This window comes from Rhizobium sp. BK313 (genome assembly GCF_014193655.1).
Taxonomy (GTDB): Bacteria; Pseudomonadota; Alphaproteobacteria; order Rhizobiales; family Rhizobiaceae; genus Rhizobium.
In genome coordinates this window covers 166,148-180,657 of the sequence record NZ_JACHZQ010000001.1, presented here as the reverse complement: position 1 = coordinate 180,657, position 14,510 = coordinate 166,148, and the positions used below count along the sequence as shown (strand labels likewise).

General features: G+C 60.0%; 15 protein-coding genes. 2 read left to right on the top strand and 13 right to left on the bottom strand.

Annotation, left to right across the window (positions count from 1 at the left end):
- Nucleotides 1–58: 58 nt before the first annotated feature.
- Together FHT86_RS00815 and FHT86_RS00810 are read left to right on the top strand one after the other, a co-directional pair.
- Nucleotides 59–1,210 carry an efflux RND transporter periplasmic adaptor subunit gene (locus FHT86_RS00815; RefSeq protein ID WP_246779435.1) on the top strand — a complete coding sequence of 384 codons (1,152 nt, stop codon included), beginning with the start codon at nucleotides 59–61 and terminating at the stop codon, nucleotides 1,208–1,210.
- Nucleotides 1,211–1,224: 14 nt separating this feature from the next.
- Nucleotides 1,225–4,551, top strand: coding sequence for an efflux RND transporter permease subunit (locus tag FHT86_RS00810; protein WP_133704973.1), 3,327 nt, complete (start codon nucleotides 1,225–1,227; stop codon nucleotides 4,549–4,551).
- A gap of 44 nt (nucleotides 4,552–4,595) precedes the next feature.
- Here FHT86_RS00810 and ureG read toward each other — a convergent pair whose 3' ends face one another.
- The 13 genes from ureG to urtD form a co-directional block, all read right to left on the bottom strand.
- Nucleotides 4,596–5,207, bottom strand: a complete 612-nt coding sequence (gene ureG / locus FHT86_RS00805) for an urease accessory protein UreG (RefSeq protein ID WP_133704972.1) — start codon at nucleotides 5,205–5,207, stop codon at nucleotides 4,596–4,598.
- 106 nt (nucleotides 5,208–5,313) lie between these two features.
- Entirely contained in the window at nucleotides 5,314–6,000 is a 687-nt protein-coding gene (locus FHT86_RS00800; protein ID WP_133704971.1) for an urease accessory protein UreF, read from the bottom strand.
- A gap of 6 nt (nucleotides 6,001–6,006) precedes the next feature.
- Nucleotides 6,007–6,522: an urease accessory protein UreE gene (gene ureE, locus FHT86_RS00795; RefSeq protein WP_133704970.1), complete on the bottom strand. Its 516-nt coding sequence runs from the start codon at nucleotides 6,520–6,522 to the stop codon at nucleotides 6,007–6,009.
- Nucleotides 6,523–6,601: 79 nt separating this feature from the next.
- Entirely contained in the window at nucleotides 6,602–7,462 is an 861-nt protein-coding gene (locus FHT86_RS00790) for a GGDEF domain-containing protein (protein WP_133704969.1), read from the bottom strand.
- 357 nt (nucleotides 7,463–7,819) lie between these two features.
- Complete coding sequence (locus FHT86_RS00785; protein ID WP_133704968.1) at nucleotides 7,820–8,590, bottom strand: hypothetical protein; 771 nt, start codon at nucleotides 8,588–8,590, stop codon at nucleotides 7,820–7,822.
- Nucleotides 8,591–8,592: 2 nt separating this feature from the next.
- Nucleotides 8,593–10,305, bottom strand: a complete 1,713-nt coding sequence (ureC, locus tag FHT86_RS00780; RefSeq protein ID WP_133704967.1) for an urease subunit alpha — start codon at nucleotides 10,303–10,305, stop codon at nucleotides 8,593–8,595.
- Between the two features lie 3 nt (nucleotides 10,306–10,308).
- On the bottom strand, nucleotides 10,309–10,932 hold the full coding sequence (locus FHT86_RS00775) for a Urease operon accessory protein (protein ID WP_133707035.1): 624 nt from the start codon (nucleotides 10,930–10,932) through the stop codon (nucleotides 10,309–10,311).
- Nucleotides 10,933–10,949: 17 nt separating this feature from the next.
- The gene (locus FHT86_RS00770; RefSeq protein ID WP_133704966.1) at nucleotides 10,950–11,387 is read right to left on the bottom strand and encodes a lysozyme inhibitor LprI family protein; all 438 of its coding nucleotides are present in this window, start codon (nucleotides 11,385–11,387) and stop codon (nucleotides 10,950–10,952) included.
- A gap of 20 nt (nucleotides 11,388–11,407) precedes the next feature.
- Complete coding sequence (locus tag FHT86_RS00765; RefSeq protein WP_133704965.1) at nucleotides 11,408–11,713, bottom strand: urease subunit beta; 306 nt, start codon at nucleotides 11,711–11,713, stop codon at nucleotides 11,408–11,410.
- Nucleotides 11,714–11,735: 22 nt separating this feature from the next.
- A complete protein-coding gene (locus FHT86_RS00760; RefSeq protein WP_034503828.1) occupies nucleotides 11,736–12,038 on the bottom strand; it encodes an urease subunit gamma in 303 nt (100 codons plus the stop codon).
- Between the two features lie 31 nt (nucleotides 12,039–12,069).
- Nucleotides 12,070–12,891 (bottom strand): urease accessory protein UreD, encoded by an 822-nt coding sequence (locus FHT86_RS00755; protein WP_133704964.1) that lies wholly within the window; start codon nucleotides 12,889–12,891, stop codon nucleotides 12,070–12,072.
- Between the two features lie 165 nt (nucleotides 12,892–13,056).
- A complete protein-coding gene (urtE, locus tag FHT86_RS00750) occupies nucleotides 13,057–13,752 on the bottom strand; it encodes an urea ABC transporter ATP-binding subunit UrtE (RefSeq protein ID WP_133704963.1) in 696 nt (231 codons plus the stop codon).
- Between the two features lies 1 nt (nucleotide 13,753).
- Nucleotides 13,754–14,509 carry an urea ABC transporter ATP-binding protein UrtD gene (urtD, locus tag FHT86_RS00745; RefSeq protein ID WP_133704962.1) on the bottom strand — a complete coding sequence of 252 codons (756 nt, stop codon included), beginning with the start codon at nucleotides 14,507–14,509 and terminating at the stop codon, nucleotides 13,754–13,756.
- Between the last annotated feature and the right edge of the window lies 1 nt (nucleotide 14,510).

The following is a 14,510-nucleotide window of genomic DNA, read 5'->3' as shown; positions in this document are numbered from 1 at the left end:
CCGAACTGGAATTGAACGCATGGCCTTCACGCCGCACAGATTTCTGAGCACGACCGCAATGTTGCTTGTTCTCCTGACGGCGCCGGCGGCCCTTGCCGAGGAGCCTGTCGTCACTGCGCCAAAGCAGAACCTACCCGCGATCGTCGTCACGCAGGCCGTGACGCGCAAGCTGACCGACAAGGTCGTCGCCACCGGCACGGTGAAAGCGGTGGAAGAGGTTTATATCCAGCCGCAGGTGGATGGCCTGTCCATCCGTTCGCTCAACGCCGATGTCGGCGACAAGGTCGAGGCAAACAGCACGCTTGCCACGTTGAATGATGATGCGCTGGTTCTGCAAAAGAGCCAGATGGAGGCGACGAAGGCCAAGGGCCAAGCTACGCTTGCCCAGTTGCGAGCGCAGCTCACCGAGGCGCATGCCAATGCGGAGGAGGCGGAATTGCAGCGCGTCCGCGCCGTCGCGATGGGTGCCAAGGGCACGGTCTCGACCTCATCGGTCGAGCAAGCGAATGCTGCTGCTGCCGCCAACAAGGCGCGCGTGGCCTCGGCCGAACAGGCAATTGCGGTTGCCGAAGCCGATCTCAAGGTCATCGACAGCCAGATCGCCGATACCGACCTGAAACTCGCCCGCACCGGCGTCAGAACGCCCGTCGCAGGCACCGTCGCCTCGCGTAACGCCCGCATGGGAGCCATCGCCAACGGCAATGGCGATCCGCTGTTCACAATCATCCGCGACAGCGACCTGGAGCTGGTGGTCGATGTTTCCGAGAGCGATATCACAAAGATTACCCTCGGCCAGAAGGCGTTGATTTCGCTTTCCGGCAGCCGCGAAAAGCTAACCGGCTCCGTCCGCCTTGTTGCGCCGATCGTCGATGCGGTCACCCGCCTCGGGGCGGTGCACATCTCCATCGATGACGACCAAAAGGCTCGCGCGGGCATGTATGGCAGCGCCGAGATCATCGTCCGCGAGACACAGGGTGTCTCCCTGCCGTTGACGGCGGTCAACAGCGACGAAAATGGCTCTTCCGCCCGCAAGGTCGAAGGTGGAGTCGTTAAATTCGTCAATGTCCAAACCGGCATTCAGGACGGCGCTTATGTCGAAATCGTCAACGGCCTGAAGGATGGTGACGAAGTCGTCGCCAAAGCCGGCGCGTATGTCCGCGACGGTGATCACATCACACCCGTCAAAGAAGCGCCGCAAGCGTCCAACTGAGCGAGAACGGCAAGATGAACTTTTCCGCCTGGTCCATCCGAAATCCGGTCGCGCCGCTTCTGGCTTTTTTCCTGCTGATGGTGGTGGGCGCTCACGCCTTCTTCAATCTGCCGATCACCCGTTTTCCGAATATCGACGTGCCGGTCGTCAACGTGACCGTGACGCAGAGCGGCGCCTCGCCCGCCGAACTCGAAATGCAGGTGACGAAGGAAGTCGAAGACGCCGTCGCCGGCATCAACGGCATTGACGAGATCCAGTCGACGGTCACCGACGGCCAGTCGCAGACCGTTGTCATCTTCCGTTTGGAGGTGCCGACGGAGCAGGCCGTTCAGGATACGAAGGACGCGATCGACCGCATTCGCGGCAATCTGCCGTCGACCATCGATGAGCCGATCGTTTCCAAGGTCGACGTCGAAGGCCAGGCGATCCAGAGCTTCGCCGTTTCCTCGCCGAACATGACACTCGAGGAGCTGTCCTGGTTCGTCGACGATACGGTCAAGCGTGCGCTGCAAGGCCAGGCCGGCATCGGTCGCGTTGACCGTTACGGCGGCGCCGACCGCGAAGTGCGCATCGAACTCGATCCGAACAAGCTGAACGCCTACGGCATTACCGCGCTTTCGGTCAGCCAGCAGTTGCGCGGCACCAATATCGATCTCGGCTCCGGTCGCGGTCAGGTGGCCGGCAGCGAACAGGCGATCCGCGTCCTTGGCGACGCCCGCGATGTCGCCCAACTCGCCGACACCACCATCGCATTGACCAACGGCCGCTTCGTCAAGCTCTCCGATCTCGGCTTCATCAAGGACACCTATCAGGAGCCGAAGTCCTTCTCGCGTTTCAACAGCACGCCCGTCGTGACCTTCGGCGTGTTCCGTGCCAAGGGTGCCAGCGAAGTCACCGTCGCCAAGACCGTGGCCGACACCTTGGATAAGGTGCGTGCCGAGAACCCGAGCGTCTCGATCGAGCTGATCGACGACGCGGTCTACTACACATACGGCAACTACGAAGCGGCGATGCACACGCTGCTGGAAGGCGCATTGCTCGCCGTTCTCGTCGTCTTCCTGTTCCTCAGGAACTGGCGAGCGACGCTGATTTCGGCTGTCGCCCTGCCGCTTTCGGCAATCCCGACTTTCTGGATCATGAACCAGATCGGCTTCTCGCTGAACCTCGTCAGCTTCCTGGCGCTGACGCTCGCGACCGGTATTCTTGTCGACGACGCCATCGTCGAGATCGAGAACATTGCTCGCCACATCAAGATGGGCAAGACGCCCTACCGCGCTGCGATCGATGCCGCCGACGAAATCGGCCTCGCTGTCATCGCGACGACCTTCACCATCATTGCCGTATTCGTGCCGGTCTCCTTCATGCCGGGCATTCCAGGCCAGTATTTCATCCAGTTCGGTCTGACGGTCGCCTTTTCGGTGTTCTTCTCGCTGCTGGTCGCACGCTTGATCACACCGATGATGGCCGCTTATTTCATGCGCGCCGAGGATGCCGTCGATGACCATCAGGACAATGACGGCCGGTTCATGCGCGGCTATAGCTGGCTGGTTCGGGTAACGACGAGGAGATGGTATACCCGCTATCCGACATTGCTTGCCGCCTTTGCGTTCTCCGTCGCCTCGGTTTTCGCGCTGATCATGTTTGTGCCCGGGAGTTTCATCCCGCCGGAGGATGCCTCCCGTATCGTGCTGTCGGCTGAACTGCCGCCGAATGCCCGGCTCGATGACACCGAGCAGGCAACCAACGAAATTTATAGGCGCGTCAAGGATATCGACGGCGTCGAGAGCGTCTTCGTCCTCGGCGGCGCCTCGCCCAAGGGCGATCTGGAATTGCGTCGCGCGACGGTAACGCTGACACTCGGCAAGCTCGATCAGTCGCTCGTCAAGAAGCTGGTCAACGATGTGCTGGGTTCGCTGCCCGTCATCGGCCCCCATCTGCCGAAGGTCGCCGTCCATGGCCGCATCAGGCCGCAATGGGAGATCGAAAAGGAAGTCTTCGCCAAGCTGCGCTCGATTCCCGACGTTCGTATCACCAAGCTCAACGACCGCGGCGACCGTGACCTGACCTACAACTTTCTATCCCGCGACGAGAAAGATCTAAACGAAGCGGTCGGCATCCTCGAAGCCAAGCTGCGCACCGATCCGGCACTTGCCAATGTCAGCGCCGACGGCGCCCTGCCGCGGCCCGAGCTGCAAATCTATCCGCGCAAGGACGAGGCAGCTCGCCTCGGCATCACGCCGCAGCAGATTTCCGACACGGTGCGCGTGGCGACCATCGGCGATATCGACGCCTCGCTTGCCAAGATTTCGCTTGATGACCGCCAGATTCCCATCCGCGTTCAAGCTTCGCTTGGTATGCGCCGCGACCTTGCGGCGATCCGGGCATTGCGCATCAAGACCGCCATGGGCACCACAGTGCCAATGTCGAGCGTGGCAGACATCGACTATTCAGAAGGCCTGTCTTCGATCAAGCGTAACAACCGTTACCGTGTCGTCGCGATCGGCGCAGACCTGCCGCAGGGTGTGGCGCTGGACACGGCTTCGAGCCATTTTCTCAATATCGTCAACAATGCCAAAATTCCGGCCAGTGTCCATCTGGCTGAAAGCGGCGACACCAAGATCCAGAAGGAAATGCAGCAGAGCTTCGGCAACGCCATGCTGCTAGGCCTGCTGCTGGTGCTGACCGTGCTGGTGCTGCTGTTCAAGGACGTGATCCAGCCCTTCACCATTCTGCTGTCGCTGCCTCTGGCGATCGGTGGTGTGGCGCTGGCGCTGATCTTGACCGGCAATGCTCTGTCCATGCCCGTCATGATCGGCATTCTGATGCTGATGGGTATCGTCACCAAGAACGCCATTCTGCTCGTCGATTTCGCGATCGAAATGATGCATCATGGCATGCCCCGGTTGGAAGCCGTGGTCGAGGCCGGCCGCAAGCGTGCTCGGCCAATCATCATGACCTCTATCGCCATGTCGGCCGGCATGTTGCCATCCGCACTTGGCGTCGGCGAAGGCGGCTCGTTCCGCGCACCGATGGCGATTGCGGTGATCGGCGGCATCATCGTCTCCACCGTCCTCAGTCTGGTGGTCGTGCCGTCCTTCTTCCTGATCATGGACGATCTGTCGCGCCTGCTTGCCTGGCTCTTCGGCCGTCTCGTCGGCAAGAAGGATGTGGATGACGAGGTTCTGACCAAGGAAAAACTGGCAACCGCCGTCAACGAAAATCGCAAGACGCTCACCGCACTGGAAGAACGTCTTGACGCCATGGAAAACAACAGCGCCCCTCAACGCGGCGCAAAAGCCAAGACGAATATCTTGAAACTGCCGCCGTTCGCCGCCGAGTAAAACGCGGCAAGTTGACTAAATGGACGTGACGATGGCAGGGCGGCTTACAGGCCGCCCTGTTCCTTTAGGAAATCGACGATCGTTCCAACACCATCGCCCCGCTTCATGTCGGAGAACACGAAGGGGCGGGCTTGGCGCATGCGCGTCGCGTCACGGTCCATGACATCGAGATCAACGTCGACGAAGGGTGCGAGGTCCTTCTTGTTGATGACGAGAAGATCGGACTTGGTGATACCTGGACCGCCCTTGCGCGGAATTTCCTCACCCTGGCAGACCGAAATCACATAGATGGTGATATCGGCAAGATCTGGCGAAAAGGTCGCTGCCAGATTGTCGCCGCCGGATTCGATGAAGACGACGTCGAGATCGGGAAGCCGCTCGTTGAGGTCCGCGATGGCCTGCAGGTTGATTGTTGCATCCTCGCGAATGGCTGTGTGTGGGCAGCCGCCGGTTTCGACGCCGACGATGCGATCCGACGTAAGCGCCTGCATGCGCACCAGCGCTTCGGCATCCTCGGTCGTGTAGATATCATTGGTCACTACCGCGACGGAATAGTCGTCGCGCATTGCCTTGCACAGCTTCTCCGTCAGCGCCGTCTTGCCCGAACCGACGGGGCCGCCAATGCCGACGCGCAGAGGTCCATTTCTCGATTTCATGCCCGAAACTCCGATAAAGTCATAGAATAGCGAAGCATACGCGTCTCGCACAGCGGCGAATGACGTAGGATCTGCTTCGACCGCAACATTTGCTTGAGCCCTTCCCTCAGGAGCGAAAGAGCCGGGTGCCCTGCGTCTCATGACGAAGGCTTGCTATATCGGCCTGCACCGTCGCCGCACCGATATCATCGAGACTCGATTGCGCAGCTCGCTTTGCGACCTCGGCGATGACATCCTCCAATGCCGCCAGGATCGCGACGCCGTCCTTCTGTCCGGTCACTCCGAGCCGAATGCCGGCCGACAGCATCTGCGACGCCAGCGCATGCAGGAAGGCCGCGACCGCTTTTTCCCGGGATATGCCATGCGCGCCAGCCACCGCACCAACCGCCACCGGATAGGCCGTCTTCGCGGGCAGGATGGAAAAGACCGGATGCGGCCAGGCGCCGGCGGCGGAGAGGAAGGCTTCGCCGAGTAGCATGGTTTCCTGGTGGCGCTCCTTCGAACCGGCCAGCGCTTCTGCAAGCTCGGCTGTCTCAACCAGCCGCGCGGCATCCTCCGCCGCGCCATGTGCTTCTGCAAGCAAGACGGCGTCGTTCCAGACCGAGCCATGGCGGATCAACGCCGCGATCCATTCCCGAAGGCTCGTGACATCCCGCACCAAGCCGTCATGGACAGCCCGTTCGAGGCCACCCGAATAGGCGAAGGAACCGACGGGGAAAGCCGGCGACAGCCAGGCCATCAGCCGCAAGAGCGCCTGCAGATCCTTATCCCCCGTTGGTGAAACTCCGGTCATCGACGCTCAGTCGTGCGAATGATCGTGATGGTCGTGCCCATGCCCATGATCATGATTATGCCTGTGATCGTGACCGTGCGAATGACCGCCATGCGCATGGTAGGCGCCGCGCGCCGGCTGGAAAGCTTCGCTGACCTCCGTCACCGTTGCGCCGAGACCTTCGAGCATGGAGCGAATGACATGGTCGCGCAGAATGAGGATGCGGTCTTCCTCGATCTGTGCGGAGAGGTGCCGATTGCCGAGGTGCCAGGCAAGCTCGATCAAATGCCGGCGATCGCGCGGCTTAATCTCGAACAGCTTTTCCGCAGCGGCAACGATCTCGATCAGCTCGCCGTCTTCGCGCACCAGCAAGTCGCCATTGGCGAAGAGGACCGGCTCTTTCAGATCGAGCATTACCATCTCGCCGTTTTCGAGATGCAACAGCTTGCGGCGCAGATGCCGGAGATCATGAGGTAGCTCGACACGATGGATCGGGTCGGAGGACGGCGTGCCGGCCGGCAGATAGGAAGTGACGCGTTGCATGGCTTGTCCAATTCAAAGCTTTGTCAGACCATGCAAAATAGCGACTTTCCGCGCAAGGACCAGTGCCGGTTTCGCAGAGCTATATCCCCTGTCCGTAGCGATGTTGCTCCACATAATCGCGTGCAGTCTCCTGCTCCCCTTCAATTATGCGGCGATGCCAGACATGATTCTGCCACTCACTTTCATGAACGACACGATTGCGGCCGAGCGCCTTGGCAAGATAAAGCGCCTTGTCTGCAGCGGCATAGACCACCTCTTTCTTGCGCTCGCCCCATATGTCGGCGATCCCCGCCGAAATCGTAATCTTCACCGCGCCGCCTTCGACGGCAATAGCGTGATTGGCAATCAGCGTTTTCACGCCCTCGATACGGGCGATGCGTTCGGCCATGTCGCGGCCGTGGACGATGGCGCCGAACTCTTCGCCGCCGAGGCGGGCAACCGCATCCTTGCCTTCGAAAAGGTTGGAAAAGATCTGCGACACGGCAACGATGACGGCATCGCCGGAGGCATGTCCATACCGGTCATTGATCATCTTGAACCGGTCGACATCAAAAATCACCAGCGAGGCATTATCCGCCACCTCGTCCAGGGCCTCGGTAAAGGCACGACGATTCAGCAGGCCGGACAGCATATCGGTACGGCTCAGCCGCTCAAATTCGGCGCGAGAGACGGCGAGCTTATGAATGGCATAGCCGGCCAGCAGCGCCAAAAGGCCAGAGACGATGCCGCCGATAAACCACGCAAGCAGGACGCCGAGGCGAATCGCATCCAGCAATGGTAGCGGCAGAAGCTCCAACCATTTCAGGACGGCTATCAAGAGGAGGATGATCGCAACCGACAGAATGACCGCGAGGAAACACATCTTAAGCGCGAAAGTAAAGATCGCGCTGCGTTGCTGAAAGTTACCATGTTCGGCTTGCAGCGAAATCCACCATTTCATGCGATTCACCTTCCTCAGCCCTTGCTCCGAGAAAGCAGTTAGAAGCGAAGGCTCTTCCAGGTCTTTAACGCAATAGTTAAAATGTGTCGCGTTTCCCAACTTATGAACCATTAAAAATGATCGTCATAGGCGAACCTAACGTAAGGGTATGCAGCAACTCTGGCATAGGCAATTACAAGTCTCTGATTATACTGAATTAGTTCGGACGCCTTACGAAAAACCGCAGGGCATTTAGGCGCGTCGCAATAAATCGAGGATAAAACGCCGCAGCACCGCACGGGATAGAAAGTAACGCCGCCGGTCCGACCATTATAGGTCGGCATTGTAAGACCAAGAGCGCCCCGGCTCAAAAAAGCGTCAATGATCGGCAATCAACTGAGCGAGTTTACCGTGGTTCTTTTCGAGGTAACGGCAATTCTTCTGGAAACTGGCATAGAGCCCCGCGGTGGCGTGTTTCCTGATCGGCGACACATCTTCGTTCGTCAGCAAGGCCCTGATGGCTAGGGCAAAGCCCCATTCGTTCTGCGTTAGATAGCCGAGACGCCGGGTCGACCACCCCTGCGTACCACTGCCGACATCTCGAAACTGACTGAATTGAAACGACTGATTGCCACCGAAAATGCCAAAGCCGAAAAAGACCGTGGCCAGATCGGTCACGAATTCCTCATTGCTGTTCCAGTCGGCAGACCTTGTCGGAATGGAATGCAGTACGGAGTGGCAAAGCTCATGAGCGAGAACAGCGATCAATGCCCCAAGATCGCGGGCGATCTTGGGGTCGTAGCTGATAATCTGGCGATTGTTGGCGGCACGATAAGTGCCCGCCGCTTGCCCGGGCAGGTTCTTCACCACGGCCAGATGCCCGACATGCGCATCAATCGCCTCACCCTGTCTGCGTAGTTCGAAGGCTCCGGTGTCCAGTTTCAGCAACTGGCAGAGTTGCGAAAATACGAAGGCCACATGCTCGTGCCCAGACAGCCCCGATTTCGGAAAATCGGCGTGCGTTGGATATTTCGATGCGAATGTCTTCAATGCGGTCGCGCCGCCGAGATTGTCGAGCAACCATCCCCATGCGGACAGTTGCCACTCGACGTCGTCGGCATCTATCGTCGGCTTGGAAGACCAGAACATGCTCAGAACAGGAAATAACGCTGCGCCATGGGCAACACCGTCGCCGGCTCACAGGTCAGAAGTTCGCCGTCGGCACGCACCTCGTAGGTCTCCGGATCAACCTCGATATGCGGCGTCAGGCTGTTGTGGACCATCGATGCCTTGGAGATGCCGCCGCGGGTGTTCTTGACGGCCACGAGGCTCTTGGCGACACCGAGCCTGCCGGCGAGACCGGCATCGAGCGACGCCTGCGACACGAAGGTAACCGAGGAGTTCGTCAGGCTCTTGCCAAAAGAGGCAAACATCGGGCGGTAATGCACCGGCTGCGGCGTCGGGATCGAGGCGTTCGGATCGCCCATGGGGGCGGCCGCGATTGAGCCGCCGAGCAGGATCATGTCCGGTTTGACGCCGAAGAAGGCCGGATTCCAGATCACCAGGTCAGCGCGCTTGCCGACTTCGATCGAACCGATCTCATGGCTGAGGCCATGAGCGATCGCCGGATTGATCGTATATTTGGCGATGTAGCGCTTGACGCGAAAATTGTCGTTGTCGCCGGTTTCCTGGGCCAAGCGGCCGCGCTGCCGCTTCATCTTGTCGGCGGTCTGCCAGGTGCGGATCGCCACCTCGCCGACACGGCCCATGGCCTGGCTGTCGGACGAAATGATCGAGAAGGCGCCGATATCATGAAGAATATCCTCCGCCGCAATCGTCTCCTTGCGGATGCGGCTTTCGGCGAAGGCAATGTCCTCCGGGATCGACGGCGACAGGTGATGGCAGACCATCAGCATGTCGAGATGCTCGGCAATCGTGTTAACCGTATACGGACGCGTCGGGTTGGTCGAGGACGGGATGACGTTCGACTGGCCGCAGATCTTAATGATATCGGGCGCATGGCCGCCGCCCGCACCTTCGGTATGAAAGGCATGGATTGTACGGCCCTTGATGGCGCCGATCGTGTCCTCGACGAAGCCACTTTCATTCAACGTATCCGTGTGGATCATCACCTGCACGTCATATTCATCGGCAACCGTCAGGCAGCAGTCGATCGCGCCGGGCGTCGTCCCCCAATCCTCGTGCAGCTTCAACGAAGTTGCACCGGCAAGCACCATCTCCTCAAGCGCGCCGGGCAGCGAGGCATTGCCTTTGCCGGCAAAGGCAAGATTCATCGGAAAGGCATCGGCAGCCTCGATCATGCGGGCAATGTGCCAGGGGCCTGGCGTGCAGGTGGTGGCGAGCGTCCCGTGTGCGGGGCCTGTGCCGCCGCCGAGCATGGTCGTCAGGCCACTCATCAGCGCCTCTTCGATCTGCTGCGGGCAGATAAAGTGAATATGGCTATCCATGCCGCCGGCGGTGACGATCTTGCCCTCACCCGCGATCGCCTCCGTGCCCGGCCCCACGATGATGTTGACGCCCGGCTGCATATCCGGATTGCCGGCTTTGCCGATCGCAACGATTCGGCCATCCTTAAGGCCGATATCAGCCTTGACGATCCCCCAGGTATCGACGATCAGCGCGTTGGTAATGACGGTATCGACGGCGCCGTTCGCGCGCGTCACCTGGCTCTGCCCCATGCCGTCGCGAATGACCTTGCCACCGCCGAACTTCACCTCCTCGCCATAGGTGGTGAAATCCTTCTCCACTTCGATGAAAAGCTCGGTATCGGCAAGCCGCACCTTGTCGCCGGTAGTCGGCCCGAACATGTTGGCATAGGCGGCGCGGGAGATCTTGTAGGGCATATATCAGGCTCCTTGGGAGGAAAGAATGAGAGTCTTGTTGGCAATGCGCCTCAGGCGACCAAGGGAAATATAAAGATCGACCAACCGCTTCTCCGCAGCAAACGGATGACCATCCCAACCGGTATGGCCGAAGCCGGTGATGGCGATATCGTCGTCGGGGTAGCGCAAAAGCAGTCGAGCGATCACGATCATACCGCTGCTCGGCACGACATAGGGGCCGGGCTCATGCGGCCTGAGTGCCTCGTCGACACTCTCATGAACGGACTGATCGATGACCACATGGCGCTTGCCGGTGGCATTGCAGAAAGCGGTGAATTGATCGGTGTAATCGTCGCAGAAATCGTTGAGTTCCGGATGCGATTGCGACAGCGGAACGCGCAGGGCGGCGAACTTGCGGGGATCGCGCACACTCCAGATTTCCGATGCGGCAGCAACCGGCGGGCTGTTGCGCCATTCCGCAGAACCGAGCATCGCACGCGCCGGCCGACCGGTATTGCAGACCGCGACGACATCGGTGCGGCTGCCGCCGGTCTCGATGGAGCGGCAATCGTTGAAACGCACGACCAGGTCGGCGGCGTCGATCTCCGTTGCCGCCCCTTCCGCGATCTCACCGTTGCCAACGATCATGATCCTGCGTTTCGCGCTCACTTCGCACCTTCTGGCCCATCGGCCAACGTCTTCAACTCTTTGGTTCTTTGCACGGTCAATGTCGCCTTGCATCCGGAAACGAGCATCGGCTCCATCGACCCGCCCCTCGCCTGGAATCCTTCCGCCTCGCACTCGCCATCGCGATAATCGACCCAAGCGCGCTGCGCCTTGACCAGCGCCTTTTCGGCGCCCTTGAGGTCGGCGTCCAGATCGGAATCGATGGCAACCATCGCCGCACGCGTCTTTTTGTATTGCTCGTTCAATGCCTTATCGGCCTTGTCGTAATCACGCTGCGAGCAAATGTTCATGTCCATCTGCGTCTGGGCATTGTTGCAATCGACCTTCGGCTGGTCCGGATCGTTCTGCGCATAGGCCGAACCGCACATCAAAACCGTCGCGACGAATGTGCCGGACGCAAGCAATCTCAAAGACATATTGCCCCTCCCTGCAGGTCTCACAGTTTGCCCATGATCTGCTGGCGGAAGCCGTAGACCTCGCGTTTGCCGGAGAGCGGGATCAGCGTCACCGAGCGGGTCTGGCCAGGCTCGAAACGCACGGCGGTCCCTGCAGGAATATCGAGACGCATACCCTTGGCCTTGTCGCGATCGAAGGCGAGACCGCCATTCGTCTCGGCAAAATGATAGTGGCTGCCAACCTGCACCGGACGGTCGCCGGTATTGGAGACGTCAAGCGTTACGGTCGGCGCGCCAGAATTCAGTTCGATGTCGCCGCCTGCAACAAAAATTTCACCTGGAATCATCGTCTTTTCCTCTGCCCGTCGTTCAGCGGATCGGCTCGTGCACGGTCACGAGCTTCGTCCCGTCCGGAAATGTCGCCTCGACCTGTACGTCATGGATCATCTCGGCAATCCCCTCCATCACCTGGTCGCGGGTGATGACATGGGCGCCGGCTTCCATCAGTTCGGCGACTGGGCGACCGTCGCGGGCGCCCTCGACAACGAAATCGGTAATCAGCGCGATGGCTTCGGGATGGTTGAGCTTGACGCCGCGCTCCAGCCGTCGCCGCGCCACCATCGCCGCCATGGAAATCAACAGCTTATCTTTTTCTCTCGGAGTGAGGTTCATCGCCTACCTATGTGATTGCTATTTGCTCGAACTACAGATTCCAGACTTTCGGCACTGGCGTTCCGTTGCGCAAGGCGGAAATGACCGGGATCAGGATTTTTCTAAGGGCGAAGCCGTCAGGCGCCGCCAGCCGTACCACCAGCTTGTCACGCCATTGACTGGCACCGCCCATCTTCCCCTCGATAAGCGGCCGCACCTTGGCGAGATAGGTCTCCGCCAGCGGCCCGGCATAGAGCAACGTCGCGAATGCGACTTGGCCGCTAAGGACGGCATGTTCAGCCGTCAACGCCGCGACATCGCCGTCGAGCCTCAATTCTTCGGCATGAATCAGCCTCCCGGCGCGACGAATGCGCCAGCGATCGCGGAACAGTCCTTGTAGCATGGCTTCGCCCATGGCCTTGCGACCCAATAGGATCGCTTCGACGGCCAGAAATTCGGCGGTCTCATCGAGATCGACATCGAGCCTGCGGGAAAGCGATGCGCGGTCGAACAAAATCGTCTCCTGCGGCAACCAATCGACGCGTGCCTCAGCACCGACCTTGATCGAAGTCACGACTTCGGCTGTGCCGGCGGATGCCTTGTAGATCTTCTCGCAGGCCTGGGTGGTCGCATCGATGCGCGTCGCCGGCCCGGCGACGATACTCCAATCCATGCGGTCGCCGCCGGTCAACCCACCGGCAGTGTTGATGATGACGGCTTCCATGGAGTTGTCGAAGGTATCGGGCAGACGGATCTTCGCCGCGCCTTCCTGGAAAAGTTCGGCAAGGCGCGTGCGTCCATCAAGCGCCTTGGCCGCCAGATGGCCGCGCCCGCGCGCCCTCTGCGGTCTCGTGCTCGCCCCTAGCATCGCCATTCCGTGTCTCCGCTCATTACATCATGTCATCGCGGGTCATTGAAACCCGCCAGCGAACAAAGGCAGGCAATTTCCGTGCCTTGTGCAGTTGCGCGGAACAGCGGCCTGCCGTAGCGGGCACCCGCTGCATTTTTCGCCAGATGATGAAAAGAAGGGCATTTCGCCTTAGACAGTCAGATGCCGGCGCGCCTCGGGCGTATCCAGCGTCTCTCCCAGGCCTTCATGAACGATCTCGCCACGGTCCATGATATAGACGTAGTCGGCAAGTTCGCGGCAGAAATCGAGATATTGCTCGACCAGCAGGATCGCCATGCCGGTGGAATCCCTGAGATAGCGGATCGCTCGGCCGATATCCTTGATGATCGACGGTTGAATGCCCTCGGTCGGCTCATCCAGCACCAATATTTTCGGCCGCGTCACCATCGCTCGGCCGATCGCCAACTGCTGCTGCTGACCGCCGGAGAGATCGCCGCCGCGGCGCGACAGCATGGATTTCAGCACCGGAAACAGATTGTAGATGTCCTCGGGAATATTGCGGTCGCGGCGCGGCACGGGTGCGAAGCCTGTCTCCAGATTCTCCTTGACCGTCAGCAGCGGAAAGATTTCGCGCCCTTGCGGCACATAACCGATGCCCTGTTTGGCACGGGCAAAGGGCGCCATGCCATTCAGCGTCACGCCGTTGAAGGCGACCGAACCCGCCGACAGCGCATGTTGGCCGGTGACGGCGCGCAGCAGCGAGCTTTTGCCGACGCCATTACGCCCGAGCACACAGGTGATTTTGCCCATCTCCGCCTTGATCGAGATACCGCGCAGTGCCTGAGCGGCGCCATAATGCAGATTTGCGTTTTCAACTGTCAGCATCTCATCGCCCCAGATAATTCTCGATGACTTTCGGATCGTTGCTGACGAAATCGATCGAACCTTCGGCCAGCACTGAGCCTTCCGCCAGGCACGTCACCTTGACGCCGAGGTCACGGATGAAGCCCATGTCGTGCTCCACCACCACCACGGAACGCGTCTTGGCGATCTCCTTCAGCAGCACCGCTGTCTCCGCCGTCTCGGCGTCGGTCATGCCGGCCACGGGCTCGTCGACCAAAAGCAGCTTTGGCTCCTGCGCGAGCAGCATGCCGATCTCCAGCCATTGTTTCTGCCCATGCGAAAGGTTGGCCGCCAGCTCGTCGCGTCGGTGGGAAAGGCGCACCGTATCGAGGATTTCGTGGATGCGGTCACGATCTTCCGGCGTCAGGCGATAGAAGAGCGTCGCGAAGACGCCACGTTTGCGGTTGAGCGCCAGCTCGAGATTGTCCCAAACGGTATGACTTTCGAAAACGGTCGGCTTCTGGAACTTGCGGCCGATGCCGAGTTGGGCGATGTCTGCCTCGTCCTTCTTGGTGAGATCGATCTGGCCGTTGAAGAACACCTCGCCCTCGTCAGGCCGCGTCTTGCCGGTGATGATGTCCATCATCGTCGTTTTGCCTGCGCCGTTCGGGCCGATGATGGCGCGAAGTTCCCCCGGCTCGATGACGATCGACAGCGAATTCAGCGCCTTGAAACCGTCGAAGGAGACGGAGACGTTGTTGAGATAGAGCATGCTGTTGGGCTTGATGTTCGGGATCATG

Bases quoted from the DNA above. Each gene is read 5' to 3' on its own strand.
- urtE (WP_133704963.1), bottom strand. From the start codon at position 13,752: ATGCTGACAGTTGAAAACGCAAATCTGCATTATGGCGCCGCTCAGGCA.
- FHT86_RS00810 (WP_133704973.1), top strand. From the start codon at position 1,225: ATGAACTTTTCCGCCTGGTCCATCCGAAATCCGGTCGCGCCGCTTCTG.
- FHT86_RS00785 (WP_133704968.1), bottom strand. From the start codon at position 8,590: ATGTTCTGGTCTTCCAAGCCGACGATAGATGCCGACGACGTCGAGTGG.
- FHT86_RS00770 (WP_133704966.1), bottom strand. From the start codon at position 11,387: ATGTCTTTGAGATTGCTTGCGTCCGGCACATTCGTCGCGACGGTTTTG.
- FHT86_RS00775 (WP_133707035.1), bottom strand. From the start codon at position 10,932: ATGATCGTTGGCAACGGTGAGATCGCGGAAGGGGCGGCAACGGAGATC.
- FHT86_RS00800 (WP_133704971.1), bottom strand. From the start codon at position 6,000: ATGACCGGAGTTTCACCAACGGGGGATAAGGATCTGCAGGCGCTCTTG.
- FHT86_RS00765 (WP_133704965.1), bottom strand. From the start codon at position 11,713: ATGATTCCAGGTGAAATTTTTGTTGCAGGCGGCGACATCGAACTGAAT.
- ureC (WP_133704967.1), bottom strand. From the start codon at position 10,305: ATGCCCTACAAGATCTCCCGCGCCGCCTATGCCAACATGTTCGGGCCG.
- ureE (WP_133704970.1), bottom strand. From the start codon at position 6,522: ATGCAACGCGTCACTTCCTATCTGCCGGCCGGCACGCCGTCCTCCGAC.
- urtD (WP_133704962.1), bottom strand. From the start codon at position 14,509: ATGATCCCGAACATCAAGCCCAACAGCATGCTCTATCTCAACAACGTC.
- FHT86_RS00790 (WP_133704969.1), bottom strand. From the start codon at position 7,462: ATGAAATGGTGGATTTCGCTGCAAGCCGAACATGGTAACTTTCAGCAA.
- FHT86_RS00755 (WP_133704964.1), bottom strand. From the start codon at position 12,891: ATGGCGATGCTAGGGGCGAGCACGAGACCGCAGAGGGCGCGCGGGCGC.
- FHT86_RS00760 (WP_034503828.1), bottom strand. From the start codon at position 12,038: ATGAACCTCACTCCGAGAGAAAAAGATAAGCTGTTGATTTCCATGGCG.
- ureG (WP_133704972.1), bottom strand. From the start codon at position 5,207: ATGAAATCGAGAAATGGACCTCTGCGCGTCGGCATTGGCGGCCCCGTC.
- FHT86_RS00815 (WP_246779435.1), top strand. From the start codon at position 59: ATGTTGCTTGTTCTCCTGACGGCGCCGGCGGCCCTTGCCGAGGAGCCT.